This window comes from Streptomyces sp. NK15101 (genome assembly GCF_020400725.1).
Taxonomy (GTDB): Bacteria; Actinomycetota; Actinomycetes; order Streptomycetales; family Streptomycetaceae; genus Streptomyces.
The window spans coordinates 1-20,360 of record NZ_JAINVG010000045.1; the positions used below are offsets into that span (position 1 = coordinate 1).

Sequence of the window (20,360 nt, forward strand, 5' to 3'; positions counted from 1 at the left end):
TGGTCGCTTCACGAGGGCCGGGGGCTGGGCGCCTTTCGGAGGAATGGGGCTGGGCGCCTTTCGGAGGTTGGGCCTGGGCGCCTCCCGAGAGCCGGGGCCTGGGCGCCTCCCGAAGGCCGGACCTCGGCGCCTCCCGGGAGCCAGGGCCTGGGCGCTTCCGGAAACCGGGGCTCGGTCACTTTCCGAAGTCCGGTACCGGGCCGGGCCCGGTCACCTCCCGAAGACCGGCGCCAGTGTCAGCCACGCCGCGCCCTCCGCCACCGCGTCCCGTCCGGTCGTGAGGCCCACCGGGGTCGTCAGGCCGAGGCCGGCCAGCACCTCCCGTACCCCCGCCGCGAAGACCTCCGGCGCGGCCAGCACCACCCGGCCGCCCAGGAGGACCTGGTCGATGTCGAGGAGCCGGACGAGGTTGGCCGCGCCCGCGCCCAGGATCCGCGCGGCCTCGGCGAGTTCGCCGCGCTCGACGGCCGCCAGGCACAGGACCTCCAGACAGCCGCGCCCGCCGCAGCCGCACGGCGGGCCGTCGAGCTGGACAGTCTGGTGGCCGAACTCGCCCGCCCCGGTCCTGTCCCCGCGCAGCGGCGCGCCGCCGAGGACGAGGCCGGCGCCGAGACCCGTACCGAGGTGGACGTAGGCGAAGGAGCCGGGGGCTGCGGGACGCAGGGCGAGGCCGAGGGCGGCGGCGTTGGTGTCCTTGTCGAGGACGACGGGCAGTCCGAGGCGGGCCGCCAGCTCGTCCCGTACGGGATGGCCGGCCCACTCGGGAAAGCCGGTCACCCGGCCGGGCACCCCGGCGCGGTGATCCAGCGGCCCGGGCATGGCCACCCCGACGCCGAGCACGCGCCCGGGACGGGGGCCGGAGCCGAAGCCCGTGGGGGGTGCGCTTCCGCCGGACGGGCCCGCGGCGGGCAGGCCTTCGCCGGACGGGCCCGCGGCGGGCAGGCCCGCACCCGGGAGGCCCGCGCCGGGCGAGGCCGTACTCGGCAGGCCCGCACCGGACAGGGCCGACTCCGGCAGGCCCGCACCAGGTGCGCCCCCGTCCGCCGCCGGCACCGTGGCGAGCAGCGCCCGTGCCTCCTCCGCCACCGCGTCCAGGACCGGGCCCGTCCCCGCGCCCAGGTCCACGGGGCGGCGGCGCAGGGCGACGGCCGTGCCCGCGAGGTCGGTCAGGAGGGTCGTCAGCTCGTCGCGGTCGAGGTGGACGCCGACGGCGTACGCGGCGGAGGGCACCAGGCGCAGGACCGTGCGGGGCTTGCCGCCGGTCGAGGCGCGGCGGCCGGCCTCCGCGGCGAGTCCCTCGGCCCGGAGCCGCGCGGTGATCTTGCTGACGGCCTGCGGGGTGAGCCCGGTCCGCTCCGCCAGCTCCAGGCGGCTGATCCCGGTCCCCGCCGCCGTGCGCAGCAGGTCGAGCACGAGCGCCTCGTTGTGGCTGCGCAAGGCCGGCACGTTCACTCCCACGGCATCCCTCTTCACTCCCCCATTGTCGCCGTCGCTTGCGCTTTGGCAACAGCGTTGCTTAAGTGGAACGCATGACTGGCACCGACCCCCGCACCCCGCTCCGCGTCGGACTCGTCGGCTACGGCCTCGCGGGCTCCGTCTTCCACGCCCCGCTGATCGCCGCCTCCGAGGACCTCGTCCTCGCCGCCGTCACCACCGGCAACCCCGAGCGGGCCGCCGAGGCCCGTGCCGCCCACCCCGGCGTCCGGGTCGTCGCCCGCGTCGAGGAGCTGTGGGAGCGGGGGGCGGAGGGGCTGGACCTGATCGTCGTCGCCTCCCCCAACAAGACGCACGTCGCCGTCGCCACGGCCGCCCTGGAGGCCGGTCTCCCGGTCGTCGTCGACAAGCCGCTCGCCGGGACCGCCGCCGAGGCCCGCGCGCTCGCCGCCCTCGCCGAGGAGCGCGGCCTGCTGCTCTCGGTCTTCCAGAACCGCCGCTGGGACAGCGACTTCCGCACGCTGCGCCGGCTGCTCGACGAGGACGCGCTCGGCGAGGTCCAGCGCTTCGAGTCCCGCTTCGAGCGGTGGCGCCCGCGACCCAAGGGCGGCTGGCGCGAGTCGGGCGCGCCGGAGGAGATCGGCGGGCTCCTGTACGACCTGGGCAGCCACGTCGTCGACCAGGCCCTCGTCCTCTTCGGCCCGGTCGTCTCGGTGTACGCCGAGTCGGACGTGCGCCGGCCGGGCGCCGAGGCCGACGACGACACCTTCCTCGCGCTCACCCACGCGAACGGGGTCCGCTCCCACCTGTACGTGAGTGCCACCACCGCCCAGCTCGGCCCCCGCTTCCGGGTGCTCGGGCAGCGCGCGGGCTTCGTGAAGTACGGGCTCGACCCGCAGGAGGCCGCCCTCCGCGAGGGGCTGAGGCCGGAGCCGGGCGCCGTCTGGGGCGCCGAGCCCGAGGAGCTGTGGGGCCGGCTCGGCGCCGGCGAGTCGCCGCTGACCGGCGGCGGCACGCCGGTGGAGTCGCTGCCCGGCGACTACCCGGCGTACTACGCGGCCGTCGCCGCCGCGGTGCGCGGCACCGGCGGGAACCCGGTCACCGCGCACGAGGCGGCCGCCGCCCTCGACGTCCTGGAGGCGGCACGGCGGTCGGCGCGCGAGGGGATCACGGTGAAGCTGTGACCGGGATCGCCGAACTGGAGGCCCAGGAGGCCCGTCTGACGCTCCCCCGGTTCACGTACGAGGACGCCTGGACGCTCGGCACCCTCCTCGTCGGCATGGCCAGGGAGCGGAAGGCCCCCGTGGCGATCGACGTCCGGCGCGGGGCGCAGCAGCTGTTCCACTGCGCGCTGCCGGGGTCCAGCGCGGACAACGACGCCTGGATCGACCGCAAGCGGCGGGTCGTCGAGCGGTACGGCGAGAGCTCGTTCCTGGTCGGGGCCCGTTTCCGGGCCAAGGGGACGACGTTCGAGGCGTCCTCGCGCCTCGACCCCGACCGGTACGCCGCCCATGGCGGTTCGTTCCCGATCGCGGTCGAGGGCGCGGGCGTGATCGGCTCGGTCACGGTCTCGGGGCTGCCGCAGGCCGAGGACCACGCCCTGGTCGTCGAGGCGCTGGAGCGACTGCTCGCCTCGTACGCCGGCGGCACGGGCTGACCGCCAGAAGGTCCGACCACCGGAAGAACCGATCGCCGAAAGGACCGGCCGCCAAGAAGGACCGGCCACAGGCGGGGCGCCCGCACCGGAGGTGTCGGCGCCCCGTGGGCTCAGGCGCTCTTGAGCTCCTGCCGCTGCCGGCCGAGGCCCTCGACCTCCAGCTCGACCACGTCGCCGGGGCGCAGGTACGGCTTGGGCTCCGGCTGGCCCATGGCGACGCCCGCGGGCGTGCCGGTGTTGATGATGTCGCCCGGGTACAGGGTCATGAACCGGCTGACGTACCGGACGACCTCCGCGACCGGGAAGATCTGGTCCGAGGTGTGGCCGTCCTGCTTGAGCTCGCCGTTGACCCACAGCTTCAGGCCGAGGTCCTGCGGGTCCGGCACCTCGTCGGCGGTGACGAGCCAGGGGCCGAGCGGGTTGAAGGTCTCGCAGTTCTTGCCCTTGTCCCAGGTGCCGCCGCGCTCGATCTGGAACTCGCGCTCGGAGACGTCGTGCGCGACGGCGTACCCGGCGACGTGCGCGAGGGCCTCCTCGTCGGTCTCCAGGTAGCGGGCGGTGCGGCCGATCACGATCGCGAGCTCCACCTCCCAGTCGGTCTTCACCGAGCCGCGCGGCACGAGCACGGTGTCGTCCGGGCCGACGACGGTGTCGGCGGCTTTGAGGAAGACGACGGGCTCGGCGGGGGTGGCCTGCCCGGTCTCGGCGGCGTGCCCGTGGTAGTTCAGCCCGATGCACACGACCTTGCCGATGCGGCCGACCGGCGGGCCGACGCGCAGCCCGGTGGCGTCGAGCGCGGGCAGCACGCCGGCGCCGGCGGCGGCCCGGATGCGGTCGAGGACGGAGGCGTCGGCGAGCACGCTGCCGTCGATGTCGTCGACGAGGGCGGACAGGTCGCGGAGGGTTCCGTCCTGGTCGAGCAGGGCGGGACGCTCGGCTCCGGGCGGGCCGACACGCAGCAGCTTCATGGTCTTCTCCCTGTGGTCGAGGTGGGCCCGGGAAGGCCCAGAGGGTGCCCCGGCCGATGGAGTGCGGCCATCGGAGGATTGGTCGATCGTCCAAGACGACGGGTCACTCTGCAAGACCCCGTTCACACACTGGACCCTTACGCGGGAGTAACCAGGGCGGCCTGCGGCATGTCCCGGTAGAGGAAGGCGCGCTCGACGGCGGACCAGGTGGTGCTGGTGACGATGTAGAGCGCGGCGGCCAGCGGCACGACGGCGACCGAGATCAGGGTCGCGAAGGAGAGCAGCGGCAGGTACCGGGCCAGGCCCGCGGCCATTCCGGCGCCCGGCTGTCCGGGCTCCACCGCGACCGGCGCGGGCTGCCGCCGGGCCCGGAGGTAGTTGTACGTGGCGACGGCGGCGACGATCGCGAAGAGCACGAGGTAGACCAGGCCGGCCGGGCCGAGGACGCCGCCGTGGGCGAGGGCGTCGGCGTAGTGGTCGCCGAGCGGGGCGGCGAAGAGGCCGTGCCCGGCCATCCGCCCGCTGGAGAAGAGGTGGAACATCAGGAAGAACGCGGGCGCCTGGAGCAGGCTGGGCAGGCAGCCGGCGAGCGGCGAGACCTTCTCCCGGGCGTGCAGTTCCAGGATCGCCTTCTGCAGGCGCTCGGGGTTCTTGGCGTGCTTCTTCCGGAGGGCGGCGAGCTGCGGGGCGAGCCGGGTGCGGGCCTTCTGGCCGCGGGCGGCGGCCCGGGAGAGCGGGTGGACGGCGAGCCGTACGAGCAGGGTGAAGAGGACGATCGCGGCGGCCGTGGCGGTGGTGGCGAAGAGCGGCTGGAGCAGGTCGGCGAGCCGCTCGACCAGGGAAGCGAAGACGTTCATAGGGAGCCCTCCGTGGGGTCTCGTCGTGCCGGAGCGGGGAAATTCGGCATGACGGATCCGCGAGAGGTGCTTGTCGTACGGGTACGGGCTCCCTACGCGGCCGTCGGGAGGGGACGGCCGGGAGCGCGGGGTCTGCGGCGCCCGGCGGCGTCGGGGTCCCGCTGGGGCAGGAAGGCGGTGCGCCGCTCGCGGTCACGGATGGCGGTGCGCACGGCGGTGGGCGGTACGGCGGGGGCCGTACGGGCGCCGAGGAGGGCGAGGAAGACGCCGGTCGCGGCGAGGGCGACGGCGGTGGAGAGGCTCGCGCCGTCGGAGAGGAGCAGGTCGGCGAGGGCGAGCAGGAAGAACAGCGGCGCGACGATGCGCAGGACCAGGTCCCTGATCGTCATCCCGTCACCTCCTCGCCGGTCGTCCCACGGTGAGGACGCACGGAGGGGCCGGGAAGTTCCCTCGGTGCGCGTCGCCTTTTCAGGAACTCGCGGGCTCCAGGGGGACGAGGAGGCGGCGGGGCCGGAGGAGGGCGCGGCTGACCGGGTCGGCGGGGTCGGGGTCGAGCCCGGCGCCGGGCCGCATCTCGACGTCGGGGAGCGGCACGGGGAGGCGGCAGGAGGGGCATTCGCCGTACGGGCCGAGCTCGGTGCCGCAGTCGGCGTGGTGGAAGTGGCGCAGCGGTGCGGCTCCGGGGACCTCGGCCAGGCCCCAGGCGCCGAGCGAGCGCAGGACGGGCCAGAGGGCGAGGCCGCGTTCGGTGAGCACGTACTCGTCGCGCGGGGGCGACTCCTGGTAGCGCCGCCGGTCGAGGACGCCGGCCTCGACGAGGGCCTGGAGGCGGGCGGCGAGGACGGCACGGGGGGCACCGAGGTGGACGAGGAAGTCGTTGTAACGGCGGACGCCGTAGAAGGCGTCGCGGACGACGAGCAGGGTCCAGCGTTCGCCGATGACCTCCAGGGCGCGGGCGATGGAGCACTGCTGCCGGGCGTAGTCCTTGCCGAGAGCCATGGGACCCATCGTACGCATACCGGGTTCGGTGAACGAACCTTGCTGCTACCTTAAGGTTCATTCACCGAACCGACAGGTGGAGGTTTCCGCCATGCCCCCGTTCACCGCCACGGCCCCAGCCGGGACCGCCCCTCGCGCCGCCCGCCCCCGGGCCACCCTCGCCGTCACGGCCGCGGCCACCACGGTCGCGCTGATGAACTACACGGCGCCGATGCTGACCCTCCCCGACACGGCCGCCGCCTTCGGGACCCCGGCCTCGGCGCAGGCCTGGCTGCTCAACGGCACCCCGCTCGGCCTCGCCGTCCTCCTCCTGGTGGCCGGCAGCCTCGCCGACGCGCACGGACGGCGCCGGATCTTCCTCCTCGGCACCCTCGCCCTCGGCCTCACCACCGCGCTCGGCGCCTTCGCCGGCTCGACGTTCGCCTTCACCCTGGCCCGGATCGCCCAGGGCGCGGCGAGCGCGGCCGTCCTGGCGGGCAGCCTCGGCCTCCTCGCCCACGCCTACCCGGCGGGCCGGGACCGGATCCGGGCCACCGGGATCTGGGGCGCCTCGGTGAGCGCCGGCATCGCCCTGGGCCCGCTCCTCGCGGGAGCCCTGAGCCTGGCCGACTGGCGGCTGGCGTACGGAACGCTGGGGGCGGCGGCACTGGCGATCGCGGCGACGGGAGCGCGGACGCTGCCGGAGGACGGGACACGAGGAGCGGAAGCGACCCGCCCCGACCTCGCGGGAGCGGTCACCCTCGGTCTCGCGATGTCGGCGCTGCTCACCGCGCTCACGCTCGGCCGGGACGGCTGGCTGCGGGCCCCGGTGGGCCTGCTGCTGCTCGCGGCCGCCGCCCTGACGGCGCTGTTCGCGGCGGTCGAGCACCGGAGCCGGGCGCCCATGGTGGACCTGGCGCTGCTGCGGCGACCCGCGTTCCTGGCGTCGACGCTGGGGGCGCTGTTCACGGGCCTGGCGGTGATCGGCCTGTTCAGCGTGGTGCCCGCGCTGCTGCAGGGCGGGGCGGGGATGACACCGCTGGGCTCGGCGTGGCTCTTCCTCCTCTGGTCGGGCACGGCGTTCGCGGCGGCGCTGCAGGCCCGCCGGCTGGCGGGCCGGCTCTCCGCGGCCCGTCAACTGGCCCTGGGCTTCGCGCTCTCCGCGGCGGGGATCCTCGCCCTCCTCGGCGGCCTGGCGGGCCCCTGGCCGCGACTCGTTCCCGGCCTCCTGGTGGCGGGCGCGGGCAGCGGCCTCCTGAACGCGGCGCTGCCCCGGCTCGCGGTCGACTCCGTGCCGCCGGAACGGGCGGCGATGGGCTCGGGCGCCAACAACACCGCCCGCTACATCGGTTCCTCGGCCGGGGTGGCCCTGACCCTGGCCCTGGTGACGACGGGCCCGGACACCGCACTCCTCGTCTCGGCGGCCCTGGCGCTGACGGGCGCGGCGCTCACGCTCGCCCTGGGCCGGGGGCGCGGGTGATCACCCGGCCGACACCAGCTTCGCCCAGACGACGAGCCGGTGGGCGCTGCTGAACTCGGGGGTGCAGGTGGTGAGGGTGAGGTAGGCGCCGGGATCCTCGTACCCGTAAGAGGGCTTGACGAGGGACCGGGGAACGTCCCGGATGACCCCGACGTCACGGGGGGAGGTCGACGCCAGCACGAGATCGACGCGATAGACGTAGGTACGCGCGCGCGTGCGCACGGAGATCTCGTCCCCGTCCCTCAAGCGGTTGATGTACCGGAAGGGCTCGCCGTGCGTGTTCCGATGCCCGGCGAGGGCGAAGTTCCCGACCCGCCCGACACCGCCGGTACCGGGGTAGTGCCCGGCGTACCCCTTGTCGAGGACGGACCGCTTGGAGACGCCTTCGGCGACGGGGACGGTGAGCCCGAGACGGGGGATACGGAGGACGGCGAAGGCGGCGGCGGACCCGGGGGCGGACTCGGAGGAGGCCGCGGGAAGCGGGGGCGCGGCGCTCGACGGCCCCGGGACCGAAGGCCCACCGACCCCCTCGACGGAACCGCCGGCCGATTCACCGGGGACACCGCTCCCGGAAGCGGCGGGGGGAGAGACATCCCACTCCCGCTCCAGGACGCGCACCTGGTCGAGGGCCTCGGCGCGGGCCTCCCGATTGGTCCACCAGAGCTGGTGGGCGACGAGGAGCAGGACGAGAACCCCGCAGGTGACGACGGTCTCGGCGCCCAGCCACAGCGCGCGTGCGCCCGTACGGCATCGTCCTCGCCGCTGGACGACGACCGGCACCCGCTCCCGTCGTGTGACGCGCACGCGGGGCACGATAAGCGCTGAGGCGCCAACTCTCCAGGCCCGTACAGCAGTACGGTGGAGGGCATGCGCCCAGACACGCCTGCCGCCCACACCACCGAAGCCGAGCGTCTGCTGCGCACGGCAGCGCAGTACCCGGGAGACCGGGAACCCCTGTACCTCCGGGCCGCGGCCCACCGCGAACTGGCGGGAGACCGCCCGGGCGCGACGGCCCTGTACGACGAGCTCCTCTCCGGGGAGCCGGCGAACCCGCACCTGATCAGGGCGCTGAAGGCGGCGAACCTGTGGGAGTACGGCCACGAGGCCGAGGCCCGCGCGATCATCGACGGCATCCGGCGGACGAAGCCGTCGGACGCGGCGGCGTGGCAGATCACGGCGGAGACGCTGGAGGCGCACGACGAACTGGAGACCGCGGAGTCGACGCTCACGGAAGCGGCGGACCTCCTGGTCGCCTCCCCGCCGGAGGACCTCCCCCACGCGACCCGCTCCCTGATCACCACCCGGCACCGGATCCGCCGGATGCTGGCGCTCCCGCACGACGACCGGGACGACCTGGCGGACCGCCTGCACACGGGCACGGTCGGACTGGACGAACTCCACGACCCGAAGCGCCTGTGGTCGCTCGGCTCCTCGGACCCGGCGGAGCTCCGGGCGGAGATCGCCCGCCTCCGCTCGGAACTGGGCACGTACCGCACGGCCCTCTCCCGCCCCTTCCCGGTCGCGGTCCTCCACTGGCCGGAAGCGGAACTGAACGAGCTCCTGACGGCCTACCCGGAGCTGGAGGCCGAGTACCCCACGTACCGCGCCCACCTGACGGACATCGAGGCGTCCCTCCGCGAACTGTCCCAGGCGGGCACCCCGAACCTGGGCATCGTCCGCGCCACGGTCCCCTCCTACGAAGCCTTCGCCGCCTCGGAATCCACCCACCCCTCGAACGCGGACCTCCTCCCCCAGTACGCCACCACCCTGGCGGCCCGAGGCCGCGCGACGGCTTGGCCTCCGGCGCGGGGGGCGGAGTGCTGGTGCGGGTCGGGGCGGACTTATGGGGGGTGCCACGGGGGCGCCTGACCTGCGCCAGCGCTAGTCCGTCGTCATCCCCCAGGCCTGTGACCTGGGGGAACCGCCCCAGCCGTCATCGGACCGCCAGACCGAAGCGATCCCCTGCTCTTCCAGGTACGGCGCATAGACACCGATCTCCTCTGAGAACAGCCCTATGAGAAGAGGCTCGGACTGTTCTCGGTAGAGGAAGTGTCGGTACTCGTAGAGCTGACCGAGCGCCTCGCGCACCGCTGCCGTCGGGTTTCCGTTGCGAACGGCCTTCGCCTCCACTAGCCACTCCTGCCCGCCACCCTCCTCCTCACCCTGCCGTCGAAGCACAAGGTCCTTGGGGTGCTGTAGGCGGGTGATGGGGGTATATCCGCGCTCCGCTATGTGGGCGCCGAAGTCCTCCACGAGCTTCTCGTGGGTTCGGCGCTTGACCTGCTGCCGAGCTTTGATCTCCGCCACGTAGTCACTGCTGTCTTTCGGACGGAAGTCCGCAAGCGGGTCAGTGGCGGGGCGCACCTGGCCTTCAGGCTCGTAGGACATCTGCAGAGCGTCCGTGTCGTCACTCAGCCACCAAACGCGGTCCGCCTCCTGGACCTGGTGCAGAAAAGCGATGCCGTTCAACAGGTCTTCCATGAGCGTGACGTCGCTGGGCAAGGCAGCCGTGTCGTACGTCTTGGCGATGACGCTGGCCGCCTCGTACGCCCGCGGTCGAGCAGCCTTGTCCCGAAGCTCTGGCTCGTCTACCCACCCCTGCCGCTCCTGTCGCCTCACGGCTCGGCGGAGCCTGGCCGCGTGATGACGGAGGTGCTCTTCGCGCGCGCGTCCCTTTCCCAGCCGTTCCTCCAGCCAGGTAATGCCTTGTTGCAAGGTCAGCGTCACGTTCTTCAGGTCAGCACTGAAGATGTAAGCGAGGTACAGGCCCCTCTTGGGGTCCTTGTTGCCTTCCTCGGCGAAGATGCCGATCCAAGGCGTCGCCGCTGGGGTGGTCTGACCGCCATGCCCTTCCGCTTTGTAGCCGTATGGAAGGGCCAGGTCCGTGCGGCTGGCCACCCCCCGCAGCACCTGCTGCCCCACAACGTCTTTTCTCGAACCAGCGGTCCGGTCGTACGTGCTCGCGACCTCGCCGAGCAAGTCTCGAATCCCCATGCGGGGGAATCTAGATCAAGGCGGCTCAGCGTAGGTACAAACCCGTACTACCTCGTCACCTTCCCCGGCTCCTCACGGCAGGGCGTCAAAGCGCACTTGAGTCGAGTCCAAGACATCGCCGGCGTCGCAACCATGGACCTGTGTCCAGCGCGGAAGGTCCACGATCATCTCGATCACGGCAATCTTGCGGTCCACGCCGACCAGCACACCCCACGGTCGACGGCCCCACCACCGCGGCCAGATTCCTGCCCGGCCCTCCTCGGGTACGGCGATGGCCGGCGCGATCTCAAAAAGACCTCGTGCATCGCTTACCTCTATCCACGCATATGTGCCGTTCATCGACAAACGGAGCGACTTTGGGGCGCCCATTCCCACGTGACGGATCACATGAGTGACCAATTCGCTGACACAGAGCTGAGCCGCCTCGATCTGACGTGGCAGTCCCCAAGACTTCAAGTGAAGCCGCACCGCACGGAGGTCGGCGACGTTTCGCGGTTCGGCCGGGAACGCGAGCTCCCACGGCTCGCGCGCCATGCATCCGTCCGGATTCACACCATCTCCTCGTCCCACAATTCGGCCCAGACCTGCTTGCCCCACCGGTACAGCTCGGCGCCCCATCGCTCCGTCAGCGCGTCAACGATCAACAGTCCTCGTCCCCGGAACTGATCCCCACAAGGATCCGGCCTCAGCATCGGAGGAGTCCTGGACCGGTCGACAACACCCAAGCGGACCCTGTCCGTGGAAGGCCTGGAGACGATCACTCGGATCCACGGGAGTCGACTGTGGTCGACCGCATTGGTCACCAGCTCAGTGACCACGAGCGCGGCGTCCTCGGCCAAGGAGTCCAGGCCCCAGACCGTCAGCGCGGTGCGGACCAGCCGGCGAGCGGCCGCTGCGCTCCGCGCCTCGCGCGGAAGACTCTGCGAGTAGGCGGGGTGGCCTGTCGGGCAGGACGTGACGGCCGCCGTGGCAAGGACTCCGATGGGCGGGGGTACGGGCTGCTCACTCCCTTCACCCCCTCGCGCGCCCTTGCCGTCACGGCGCTCCACGGCAACTGGCTTGGGACGCAAGGAGGTCGGCTTCGTCGATGGCGACAACTCGGCCGCTCGGCTCTCCTCATCACCCACGTGGCTGAAAGTCACCAGTTGCCCTCCCGTCGTCGCCGGTTGGTGGTTTCGTGTCCCCTCAGCGAACCGTGATTCGCGATGGGTGGACATCCCCATCGAGGCCTCGATGCCGTCAAACCCGTCAAAGATCGTTCTCTTGTGAACAGGGGCGCAGCATGGCGCGCAGAAACGACGAACTGGCCGCGGTGATCGCGGAGACAGGCTGGTCGCAGCCCACGGTGGCTGCCGCGGTGGTACGTGTCGCAGCGGAGGCCGGGATCGACGAACTCCTCAGCGTCACACGCTCGCACGTCGCCATGTGGGTCTCCGGGACCCGGCCCCGTGGCCGGGCGGCCGACGTCCTGCGAGAAACTCTGTCGCGGCGGTTGGGACGTCCCCTCACACTCGCGGAGATCGGCCTCGCGGAGAACGCCTCGGATACGGTCACCGGGTCCGAGTGGGACACCGACACGCTGACGACTCTGGTCGATCTGGGGAGAAACAGCATGGATCGCGAACGCCGCCGACTCCTCGCCGGTGCCGCCGTCTACTCCGTCGGCGGATTGGTCCTGCCCAGGGATCCGTGGTGGGACGAAGCTCCCCAGCGAGCGCGCTCCCGAGCGGCCGGCCCGAACCGCAGAGTCGGCAAGACCGAAGTGCGGGCCGTACGCGAGATGACCGACTTCTTCGCCCGACGCGATCAACGGCACGGCGGTGTCGATGGTCGAACCGCCCTCTACCAGTACATCGTCGACGACGTCGCCCGGTACGTCAGCGGAGTCTTCGGCAGTGAGGCCTCCCGCCGCTCTCTGTACTCGGCGGCGGCCGAGGCCGTGTACGTGGCCGGTTGGATGAGTTTCGACGCCTCCCAACACGAGCCCGCACGACGTTATTTCACCCTCGCGCTCAAGCTTGCCGCCGAAGCCGACGACTCTCCTCTTGCCGGGCACATCCTGCGGGCGATGGCCCATCAGGCCATGGACTTGGGACACACCAGGGCCGCCTTGGACCTCGCCACCGCGTCCATCGAGCGCAAGAGGTACGACCACGCCACCCCACGCGAACGAGCCCTGATCGGCGTCGTGCGTGCGCGGGTGCTGGCCGTGGACGGCCAAAGGCGGAACGCCATCGCCGCGATCCGCCGGGCCGAGACCGACCTCGACCAGGCCGCGGCGGGAGACGACGAACCTCAGCGCGTCTGGTTCTTCCAAGAAGCGTCCCTCGCCCATGAGACCGCCCGCACGCTATGGGCCCTGGGCGACCTCGGCGGCGCCCTGAGCCACTTCCGTACCAGCGTTCGTCTCCGTAGGGCGGACTCCTTCAGCCGAACTCACGCTGTCACGCTCGGCTACATGGGCACCGTCCAGGCCGGGCAGGGCAATATCGAGGCGGCGTGCCAGACCTGGTCCCGCGCCCTGGACGCCATGGACGGCGTTCAGTCCGGCAGGACGCGGGAAGCGGTCGTCACCATGCGGACGACCTTGTCCCCCTTCCGCAGTCGTGGGATCGCTTCTGTCTCCGAGGTGGACGAGCGCGCCCGGGGCACGCTTCGGCGAGTAATCTGACGGCGCCGAAGTCACCGTGCCCCGCAAGTGGCGCCGCCGATAAGGAAGAAGGGCAAACTGTGCCTGCACAGTTCATCGAGGTGCCGGTCATCGCAGACGTCGTCGGAGGCCACACCGGGCGGCTCGACGACTTCAAGGGCGGCGTGGAATCGGTCATCCGCCTGCGGCCGGAGTTCCCCTTGGAGACCCTGCAGGGCATCGAGCAGTTCTCCCACCTCCAGGTCACGTGGTTCTTCAACCTGGGATCCCCCGACGATGTCGCACTTCACGCACGCAGTCCCCGCGACAATCCCGCATGGCCGGCGACCGGCACTTTCGTTCACCACAACCATCGACGCCCGGCCCGGCTGGCCACTTCCTTCCCGAGGCTGCTCAAGGTCGACGGGCGAGACCTGCACGTAGTGGACCTGGACGCCGACGACGGCACCCAGGTCGTCGATCTCGTGGCCGTCTTCCAAGAAATGCTTCCTCGTGGGCCCGTCACTCAGCCGACCTGGCCGGGCGAGATGCTCGCGGACTACTGGCGAGACGCCTCCGAACGCTGAGGGCGGCCCCTTGGCGTGGGCCTGCTTCGTGGGCCTCAGGCGGGACCGCCCTCTTTCCGAGAGTCGCTCCTTCCAGCAGCTGACGGCCGTCTGCTGCTGGGCTCCAGGCTCCGCTGGTCGCTGCCGGTGGGCAGGGCGGCTCCCAGGCGAGGAAACGCGCAACAGCTCCCGCCGAGTGAACTGAGGCGCCCGATATGCCACCTTTTCTCTTCCGGTTGCCGCCAGTAGGTGCAGGTTATTCGCGCGCGCCCCCTCCCCATCCCCGGCTACGCTTCTCCCACCTCGGGTGCTGACAAGCTTGGGGAACAGATCGGCGGCCGCGTCCACCTAGCTCCTGCTCGGAGCGGGGTCCGTCTCATGACGGGCGGCCGTCGGCACCATTTCCCCCAGCGAGAACGACCGGCGGGGCCTGGATCACAGCCACATGACCGCCGTCGGCCGCCAGGCGACTTGGGCCGCCCCATTCAACTGCCGCGCCCCCACCCCTGCCGCCGCCTTCCTACCCCCGTCACTGCCGGCCCCGCCGCACTCGGAAGAGGGTGGCCGCACCAGAATCCCACGAAGCCGGATCGACCCGAGCGGCCCCGTTACGCCCTCGGCGTTGGCGCCTCGTCGAACAGTGCCGCGTGTACGGCAGCCTCAGCGTGGAGGTGGGCAGTGGGAAAAACCGGGACGGGGCTGTCCTCGGGCCCAATGAGAAGCTCGATTTCTGTGCAGCCCAGGATGATGCCTTCCGCTCCGTCGGCGACCAGATCCGTGATCACCTTCTGGTAGGCGGCGCGGGACTCCTCCCGCACGACGCCCAGGCAGAGTTCCTCGTAGATCACGCGGTGGACGATCGCGCGCCCGTCGGCGGGCGGGACGCGTACGTCGAGGCCGCCGGCCTCCAGACGGCCTCGATAGAAGTCCTGCTCCATCGTGAACGCCGTGCCCAGCAGCCCAACTCGGTGCAGACCCGACGCCCGTACGGCCTCCGCTGTCGCGTCGGCCAGGTGCAGCAGCGGGATCGAAACCGCCGCCTCGACCTGGTCGGCGACCTTGTGCATGGTGTTGGTGCAGATCAGCACCATGTCCGCGCCGGCCGCCTCAAGGGCCCGAGCAGCCGCGACCAGGATCTCGCCCGCCTCCGTCCAGCGGCCCTGGACCTGCAACCGCTCGATCTCCGCGAAGTCCACCGAGTAGAGCACGCACCGCGCCGAGTGAAGCCCGCCGAGGCGGTCGCGCGTGAACTCGTTCAGCGACCGGTAGTACTCCGCCGTCGACTCCCAGCTCATTCCACCGATCAGCCCGATCGTCTTCATCGCCACACCCCTTATCCCGATAAGGAATTGAGCATGGCAGGGCCCCACGCATAAGCCTCGCTTGGAGTCGGTCACCCACACGGGCGTTCTTCACTCAACGTGTTCATTCGAATGCGATTGGTGCGTTACGGTCGCGCAAAACGGCCCCCGTTGATGGCGCCAACCATCAGCGAGGGCCTGAACCACTCGTGGAAAGCGACTCCACTGTGATCTATCGGCACTTTAACGCGCCCGCGCGCGCCTTCACCCAGTTCTCGCACGACATCATCCGGCATCCCCGCCTCAGCTCCGACGCCGTTCGCCTCCTGACCTGGCAGCTCTCCCTCCCCCGGGGCGCCCGCGAGTCACTCTCCCGCACCGCCGAACGTGCCCGGATCGGGGCATGCGCCTTCGGACGCGCCAAGCGGCAGCTGAAGGAGGAGGGCTTCGTGCACGAGCGGCGCGTGCAGGTCGCCGGAGGACGATGGGTCACCCAACAGCTCATCTCCGGCTCCCCGTTGACCGCCGCCCAGGCTGCCAAGCTCCTCGCCCGGGAACCCGTCGCGTCCTCGCAGGTCGCACCGGGTCCCCGTAAACCGGCCGTCGGTCAGCCGACATCCCCGTCGGCCGACGGTCATCCGAAGAAAGACCCCCAGGAGGACACCTCCGACCTTCCGCCGCAGGCGGACGCCGTCGAGGAGTCACCCCGCCTGGAGGAGGCCCGCGCCCTCGTCGGCGCCCTGCCCGCCCTCTCCCCCGCCCTGCGGCACGTCCCGCCCGGCATGCACGCCGAACTCACCCGCCTCGCCGCCCGCTGGCTCGACACCGGCCACACCCCCGCCGAGGTCCACGAACACATCCGTCGCGGCCTGCCCCCTGTCGGAACGCCCGTCCACCACCCCGGCGGGCTCGTCCGCTACCTCCTGCGTGACGTACCACCCGGGCCCGCACCCGTACCCGCACCGGGCAACCGGCTTTCGCCTCGGCTCGAAGGTGCCCGGGAGTGCGTCGGCAGCCACACCCAGACGACCCTCTTCCGTCCGGTCGGCGACGAGACACTCTGCCCCAGGTGTGTCCCCAGCACCCGTAGCTGACTCCCGTACGCTCGGAGGACCACCACCCGTCGACCCGAAAGGCCCCGCCATGCCCCGCATCCCCTCCCCCGCCATAGCCGCCGCCGGTCTCGTGGGCGGTTACGCCGTCGCCCGGTGGACCAAGAAGCGGCCCCTCGGGGGTGCCGTGCTCGCCGTGGCCGGTGGGGTGGCCGCTCGGGAGTGGCAGCAGGTGGGTGGGGTCAAGGCCTCCGTGGGGCTGACGGCCGCCTACGTCGCCGCCTTCGCCGGGTCCCACCCGCTCGCCAAGAAGATCGGCGCCTGGCCCTCCGTGTTCTCCGTCGCCGGGGGCATGGCCGCCGCCTCCTGGGCCGTGACCCGCGGGAAGGCCTGACCCCGCAGGCGGGGCCGGCCTCGCGAGGCGAGCCGAGCCTCCGGTCAGCGGGTCTCAGCCCCCCGCCACCCGGCTCACCGTGTAGATCAGCAGGCCCGCCAGGGCGCCGACCACCGTGCCGTTGATGCGGATGAACTGGAGGTCGCGACCGATGTTGGCCTCGATCTTCCGGGAGGTCTGGGTGGCGTCCCAGCCGGCGATCGTGTCGGTGATCAGGGACGTGATCTCGTGGCGGTACGTCGTGACGACGTACGCCGCCGCGTCCTCCGCCCAGCCCTCGACCTTCCCCTGGAGGCGGGGGTCCGTCGCCAGGCGGGTGCCCAGGGAGATCAGGGAGGCGCGGGCGCGGAGGCGGAGCTGGCTGTGGTCGTCCTCGGCCGCCGCGATGATCAGGGACCGGATCGAGGACCAGGCCGAGGCGATGATGTCCTGGATCTCCGGGCGGGCCAGGAGGTCGGCCTTCAGGCGTTCCACGCGGGCGCGGGTGTCCGTGTCGGCCTGGAGGTCGGCCGCGAAGTCGGCGAGGAAGCGGTCGATCGCGGCCCGTGCCGGGTGGCCCGGCATGTCCCGGATCTCCGTGACGAAGCGGAGGAGCTCCTTGTAGACGCGCTCGCCGATCCGGCGGTCCACGAAGCGGGGGGTCCAGCCCGGGGCTCCGCCCTGGACCGCGTCCATCACCGAGTCCCCGTGCGTGACCAGCCAGTCGTGGGCCCGGCTGCAGACCAGGTCGACCGCCCGGTGGTGCGCCCCGTCGGCGACGATCCGCTCCAGGGTCTTGCCCAGGCCCGGGGCGATCTCCGCCGATTCGGCGCGGCGGGTGATCGCCTCCCCGACGACCGCCTGCACGTCCGCGTCCCGGAGGACCGTCAGCGCGCCGCGCAGGGCGGTGGAGAGTTCCGCCGTGACGCGGTCCGCGTGGGCCGGGTCCGCCAGCCAGGTGCCCAGCCGGCTGCCGATGCCCAGGGCGTGCAGTCTGCCCCGTACGACGTCCGCCGAGAGGAAGTTCTCTCCCACGAACGTGCCCAGCGACGCGCCCAGCTGGTCCTTCTTCGTCGGGATGATCGCCGTGTGGGGGATGGGGAGTCCCAGGGGGCGCCGGAAGAGGGCCGTGACCGCGAACCAGTCCGCCAGCGCGCCGACCATGCCCGCCTCCGCCGCCGCCGCGACGTAGCCGGCCCAGGCGCCCCAGCCCTCGTTCCGCGCCCAGGTCGCCAGGGCGTAGACCACGGCCACGACGAGCAGCAGGGACGTCGCCAGCGTCTTCATGCGGCGGACGCCCCTGCTCTTCTCCTCGTCCGCCGCCGTGTACGAGAAACTCACCATCGGTTCGACCTCCTACATCAGGGACTCCCGGCGCTCGTCCCGAGTTCCCCCGTACATCTTCGCGATCACCGCCTCGATGTCCGGCTCCCGCACCGAGAGGTCGAGGAGGGGATGTCTCGCCGCCACCGCCGCCACCAGCGGGGCCGCCGAGGTCGTCGCCGGGAACGCCAGCCACTGGCGCGGGCCCTCCGACCGTACGAACCGGGCTCCCGGCACGTCCGTGATCGGGGGCAGCTCGCGCTCCAGGTCCACCATCAGGAGCCGCTCGCTCTCGCCCACGGCGTGCAGGCCGGCCAGTTCGCCGTCGTACATCAGGCGCCCGTGGTCGATCACCATCACCCGTGAGCAGAGCTGCTCGATGTCGGTGAGGTCGTGGGTGGTCAGCAGGACCGTGGTGCCCCGGGTGGCGTTCAGGTCCTTCAGGAACTCGCGCACCCTCGCCTTCGACACCACGTCCAGGCCGATCGTCGGCTCGTCCAGGTACAGCACCTCCGGATCGTGCAGCAGCGCCGCCGCGATGTCGCCGCGCATCCGCTGGCCGAGGGAGAGCTGCCGTACGGGCACGTCGAGGAGGTCGCCGAGGTCGAGGAGGTCCACGCAGCGGGCGAGGTTCTCCTCGTAGCGGTCGTCGGGGATGCGGTACATGCGGTGCGTGAGGCGGTACGAGTCCTTCAGCGGGAGGTCCCACCACAGGGTGGTGCGCTGGCCGAAGACCACGCCGATCCGCTGGGCCAGACGGGTGCGCTCCCGCGCCGGGTCGATGCCCGCGACCCGCAGCCGGCCGCCGCTGGGGGTGAGGATGCCGGTGAGCATCTTGATCGTGGTCGACTTCCCGGCGCCGTTCGGGCCGATGTAGCCGACCATCTCCCCGCGCTCCACGGTGAAGGAGATGCCGTCGACCGCCCTGACCTCCTTCTTCTCGCGGCGGAGCAGGCCGGTCTTCCGGCGGACGGTGAAGGTCTTCTCCAGCGAGTCGAGTGCGATGAAGGGCATGGTCGGTCAGCTTCCCGTCGATCGGTAAGAGCGGATTCCGGCGCGCCACGCGAGGCCCGCGACCCCGCAGCAGGCCGCCGCCACCAGGGGCGACGCGAACGCCGCCCATTCCGGCACCCCCGCCGGGGCCGGCCGCCCCAGCACGTACAGCGCGGGCAGCCAGCTCACGAACGCCAGCGGCACGACGTACACGACGCCCCGCACCAGCTCCTGCGCGAAGATCGTCGGCGGGTACTGGAGGAGGGTGTTCCCGCCGTACGTGAAGGAGTTCGTGACCTCTGCGGCGTCCTGCATCCAGAACTGGGTCGACGCCCCCAGCACCATCACCGCGCCGAAGATCACTGCCCCGCACACCACCGTCACCGGCAGCAGCAGCACCTTCGGCGGCGTCCACTCCACGTCCAGCAGGAACAGGCCCCAGACCAGCACCATCAGGCCCTGCGCGACCCTGCCGAACCTCCGCAGCGCGAACTTGTCCGCCGCGACCTGCGCGAGCAGCGGCGCCGGACGCATCAGGAAGGTGTCGAGGGAGCCGTCCCTGACCCGCTTCCCCATCCTCTGGAGCGAGCCCATCGTCAGGTCGGCGATCCCGAAGGACGTGCCGGCCGTCCCGTACAGGAGGGCGACCTCCGCGAACGAGAAGCCGCCGAGACCCCGCACCTGACCGAACATCAGGAGGATGACGACGAAGTCGAAGAAGGTGACGCAGAAGCTGGTGACGACGGTCAGGACGAAGGAGGAGCGGTACGCCATCGTGGAGCGGATCCACATGCCCGCCACCATCCTGTACGTGCGCCAGGAGGCCCGTAGCCCCGTCTCGCGGTACGTGCGCCCGGAGGCCCGTACCCCCGTCTCCCGGTACGTGCGCCGGGAACCGGCCGCCGGTGACCTAACCACCCTGCACCACCACCTTCCGCGTCGCCGCCGACTGCGCCGCCCGCCCCGCGCCGAGCAGGACCAGCGCCCAGCAGCCCTGGAAGGCGTACGCCTCCGCCAGCTCCCAGCCCTCGTACCTGCCCAGGTACACGTCGGCCGGCACCTGGAGCAGTGACGCCCACGGCAGCAGTCGCGCGAGTTCGCCCAGCGCGCCCGGGAAGACGTTCAGCGGGAGGAGCATCCCCGAGAAGAACAGGCCCGCCAGCCAGGCCACCTGCACCACGCCCTGGCCGTCGAGCAGCCAGAACGCGCTCATCGCCACCAGGTACCAGATCGCGAAGCCGACCACCGAGCCCAGCGCCACGGCCGCCAGGAACGCGAGCCACGCGCCCGGCCCCGACGGCAGGGTGAAGTCGAAGACGAGCGCGCCGACGGTCATCGGGGCGACGCCGCGGCCGAGCAGCTGGTAGGCGGAGCGGCCGGCGTTGGCCGAGAACCACCAGGCCTGGAGGTCGGCGGGGCGGTAGAGGTCGACGGCGATGTCGCCGGTCCTGATCCGCTCGATCAGCTCGTCCTCGAAGCCGCCGCCCATCAGCCCGCAGACGGTGATCAGCGCCTGGCCGATCCAGACGTAGGCGAGGGCGTCGTCCATGGAGTAGCCGCCGAGCCGCGGCCGTTCGTCCCAGAGGGCGATGTAGGTGGAGGAGAGGACGAAGCCGAAGACGGTGTTGGTGAAGACGCCGGCGGCCGTGGCCACGCGGTAGGCGGCGAAGCGCCGGAACCCGCCCGCGGCCACCATCGCGTACAGCCGCAGCATGGGGCTCCCTTTCCCGCACGGACGCCGACACGGACACCGGC

The 20,360-nt window shown here is 72.0% G+C and carries 22 protein-coding genes; 8 read left to right on the plus strand and 14 right to left on the minus strand.

Going from position 1 to position 20,360, the window contains the following annotated elements; translation table 11 throughout:
• Positions 1 to 210 precede the first annotated feature (210 nt).
• Positions 211 to 1,458, minus strand: a complete 1,248-nt coding sequence (locus K7G60_RS23155) for an ROK family transcriptional regulator (protein WP_225802849.1) — start codon at positions 1,456 to 1,458, stop codon at positions 211 to 213.
• A 71-nt stretch (positions 1,459 to 1,529) separates the two neighbouring features.
• On the opposite strand from K7G60_RS23155, the gene K7G60_RS23160 reads away from it, so the two are divergent.
• Both K7G60_RS23160 and K7G60_RS23165 read left to right on the plus strand, forming a co-directional pair.
• Positions 1,530 to 2,618, plus strand: a complete 1,089-nt coding sequence (locus K7G60_RS23160) for a Gfo/Idh/MocA family oxidoreductase (protein WP_225802850.1) — start codon at positions 1,530 to 1,532, stop codon at positions 2,616 to 2,618.
• Positions 2,615 to 3,091, plus strand: coding sequence for a heme-degrading domain-containing protein (locus tag K7G60_RS23165; protein WP_225802851.1), 477 nt, complete (start codon positions 2,615 to 2,617; stop codon positions 3,089 to 3,091). The genes K7G60_RS23160 and K7G60_RS23165 overlap by 4 nt, the downstream gene beginning before the upstream one ends.
• A gap of 110 nt (positions 3,092 to 3,201) precedes the next feature.
• Here the strand turns inward: K7G60_RS23165 and K7G60_RS23170 are convergent, their stop codons facing one another.
• The 4 genes from K7G60_RS23170 to K7G60_RS23185 form a co-directional block, all read right to left on the minus strand.
• Positions 3,202 to 4,059 (minus strand): fumarylacetoacetate hydrolase family protein, encoded by an 858-nt coding sequence (locus K7G60_RS23170; RefSeq protein ID WP_225802852.1) that lies wholly within the window; start codon positions 4,057 to 4,059, stop codon positions 3,202 to 3,204.
• Positions 4,060 to 4,196: 137 nt separating this feature from the next.
• Entirely contained in the window at positions 4,197 to 4,916 is a 720-nt protein-coding gene (locus tag K7G60_RS23175; protein WP_225802853.1) for a YidC/Oxa1 family membrane protein insertase, read from the minus strand.
• A 92-nt stretch (positions 4,917 to 5,008) separates the two neighbouring features.
• Complete coding sequence (locus K7G60_RS23180) at positions 5,009 to 5,305, minus strand: DUF6412 domain-containing protein (RefSeq protein ID WP_225802854.1); 297 nt, start codon at positions 5,303 to 5,305, stop codon at positions 5,009 to 5,011.
• A 79-nt stretch (positions 5,306 to 5,384) separates the two neighbouring features.
• Positions 5,385 to 5,915, minus strand: coding sequence for a helix-turn-helix domain-containing protein (locus tag K7G60_RS23185; RefSeq protein ID WP_225802855.1), 531 nt, complete (start codon positions 5,913 to 5,915; stop codon positions 5,385 to 5,387).
• A gap of 91 nt (positions 5,916 to 6,006) precedes the next feature.
• Here K7G60_RS23185 and K7G60_RS23190 point away from each other — a divergent pair, with 91 nt between their 5' ends.
• The gene (locus K7G60_RS23190; protein WP_225802856.1) at positions 6,007 to 7,374 is read left to right on the plus strand and encodes an MFS transporter; all 1,368 of its coding nucleotides are present in this window, start codon (positions 6,007 to 6,009) and stop codon (positions 7,372 to 7,374) included.
• Here the strand turns inward: K7G60_RS23190 and K7G60_RS23195 are convergent, their stop codons facing one another.
• The gene (locus K7G60_RS23195; protein WP_225802857.1) at positions 7,375 to 8,178 is read right to left on the minus strand and encodes a class E sortase; all 804 of its coding nucleotides are present in this window, start codon (positions 8,176 to 8,178) and stop codon (positions 7,375 to 7,377) included.
• 63 nt (positions 8,179 to 8,241) lie between these two features.
• Here K7G60_RS23195 and K7G60_RS23200 point away from each other — a divergent pair, with 63 nt between their 5' ends.
• Positions 8,242 to 9,243: an SEC-C domain-containing protein gene (locus K7G60_RS23200; protein ID WP_225802858.1), complete on the plus strand. Its 1,002-nt coding sequence runs from the start codon at positions 8,242 to 8,244 to the stop codon at positions 9,241 to 9,243.
• Positions 9,244 to 9,255: 12 nt separating this feature from the next.
• Here the strand turns inward: K7G60_RS23200 and K7G60_RS23205 are convergent, their stop codons facing one another.
• From K7G60_RS23205 to K7G60_RS39460, 3 genes are all read right to left on the minus strand, one after another.
• Entirely contained in the window at positions 9,256 to 10,368 is a 1,113-nt protein-coding gene (locus K7G60_RS23205; protein ID WP_225802859.1) for an MrcB family domain-containing protein, read from the minus strand.
• A gap of 72 nt (positions 10,369 to 10,440) precedes the next feature.
• Positions 10,441 to 10,920 (minus strand): hypothetical protein, encoded by a 480-nt coding sequence (locus tag K7G60_RS23210; RefSeq protein ID WP_225802860.1) that lies wholly within the window; start codon positions 10,918 to 10,920, stop codon positions 10,441 to 10,443.
• Positions 10,917 to 11,591 (minus strand): ATP-binding protein, encoded by a 675-nt coding sequence (locus K7G60_RS39460; RefSeq protein WP_374115667.1) that lies wholly within the window; start codon positions 11,589 to 11,591, stop codon positions 10,917 to 10,919. The genes K7G60_RS23210 and K7G60_RS39460 overlap by 4 nt, the downstream gene beginning before the upstream one ends.
• A 59-nt stretch (positions 11,592 to 11,650) precedes the next feature.
• On the opposite strand from K7G60_RS39460, the gene K7G60_RS23220 reads away from it, so the two are divergent.
• Entirely contained in the window at positions 11,651 to 13,039 is a 1,389-nt protein-coding gene (locus K7G60_RS23220) for a Tat pathway signal protein (protein WP_225802861.1), read from the plus strand.
• 59 nt (positions 13,040 to 13,098) lie between these two features.
• Positions 13,099 to 13,584, plus strand: coding sequence for a TrmO family methyltransferase (locus tag K7G60_RS23225; RefSeq protein ID WP_225802862.1), 486 nt, complete (start codon positions 13,099 to 13,101; stop codon positions 13,582 to 13,584).
• A gap of 587 nt (positions 13,585 to 14,171) precedes the next feature.
• Here K7G60_RS23225 and K7G60_RS23230 read toward each other — a convergent pair.
• A complete protein-coding gene (locus tag K7G60_RS23230) occupies positions 14,172 to 14,885 on the minus strand; it encodes an aspartate/glutamate racemase family protein (protein WP_225802863.1) in 714 nt (237 codons plus the stop codon).
• Positions 14,886 to 15,091: 206 nt separating this feature from the next.
• On the opposite strand from K7G60_RS23230, the gene K7G60_RS23235 reads away from it, so the two are divergent.
• Together K7G60_RS23235 and K7G60_RS23240 are read left to right on the plus strand one after the other, a co-directional pair.
• Positions 15,092 to 15,958 carry a hypothetical protein gene (locus tag K7G60_RS23235; RefSeq protein WP_225802864.1) on the plus strand — a complete coding sequence of 289 codons (867 nt, stop codon included), beginning with the start codon at positions 15,092 to 15,094 and terminating at the stop codon, positions 15,956 to 15,958.
• A gap of 49 nt (positions 15,959 to 16,007) precedes the next feature.
• Positions 16,008 to 16,310, plus strand: coding sequence for a hypothetical protein (locus K7G60_RS23240; protein WP_225802865.1), 303 nt, complete (start codon positions 16,008 to 16,010; stop codon positions 16,308 to 16,310).
• Positions 16,311 to 16,364: 54 nt separating this feature from the next.
• On the opposite strand, the gene K7G60_RS23245 is transcribed toward K7G60_RS23240, so the two are convergent.
• The 4 genes from K7G60_RS23245 to K7G60_RS23260 form a co-directional block, all read right to left on the minus strand.
• Entirely contained in the window at positions 16,365 to 17,633 is a 1,269-nt protein-coding gene (locus tag K7G60_RS23245) for a DUF445 domain-containing protein (RefSeq protein ID WP_225802866.1), read from the minus strand.
• Between the two features lie 12 nt (positions 17,634 to 17,645).
• A complete protein-coding gene (locus tag K7G60_RS23250; protein WP_225802867.1) occupies positions 17,646 to 18,626 on the minus strand; it encodes an ATP-binding cassette domain-containing protein in 981 nt (326 codons plus the stop codon).
• A 6-nt stretch (positions 18,627 to 18,632) separates the two neighbouring features.
• Entirely contained in the window at positions 18,633 to 19,409 is a 777-nt protein-coding gene (locus K7G60_RS23255) for an ABC transporter permease (RefSeq protein WP_225802904.1), read from the minus strand.
• A gap of 106 nt (positions 19,410 to 19,515) precedes the next feature.
• Entirely contained in the window at positions 19,516 to 20,316 is an 801-nt protein-coding gene (locus K7G60_RS23260; RefSeq protein ID WP_225802905.1) for an ABC-2 family transporter protein, read from the minus strand.
• Positions 20,317 to 20,360 lie beyond the last annotated feature (44 nt).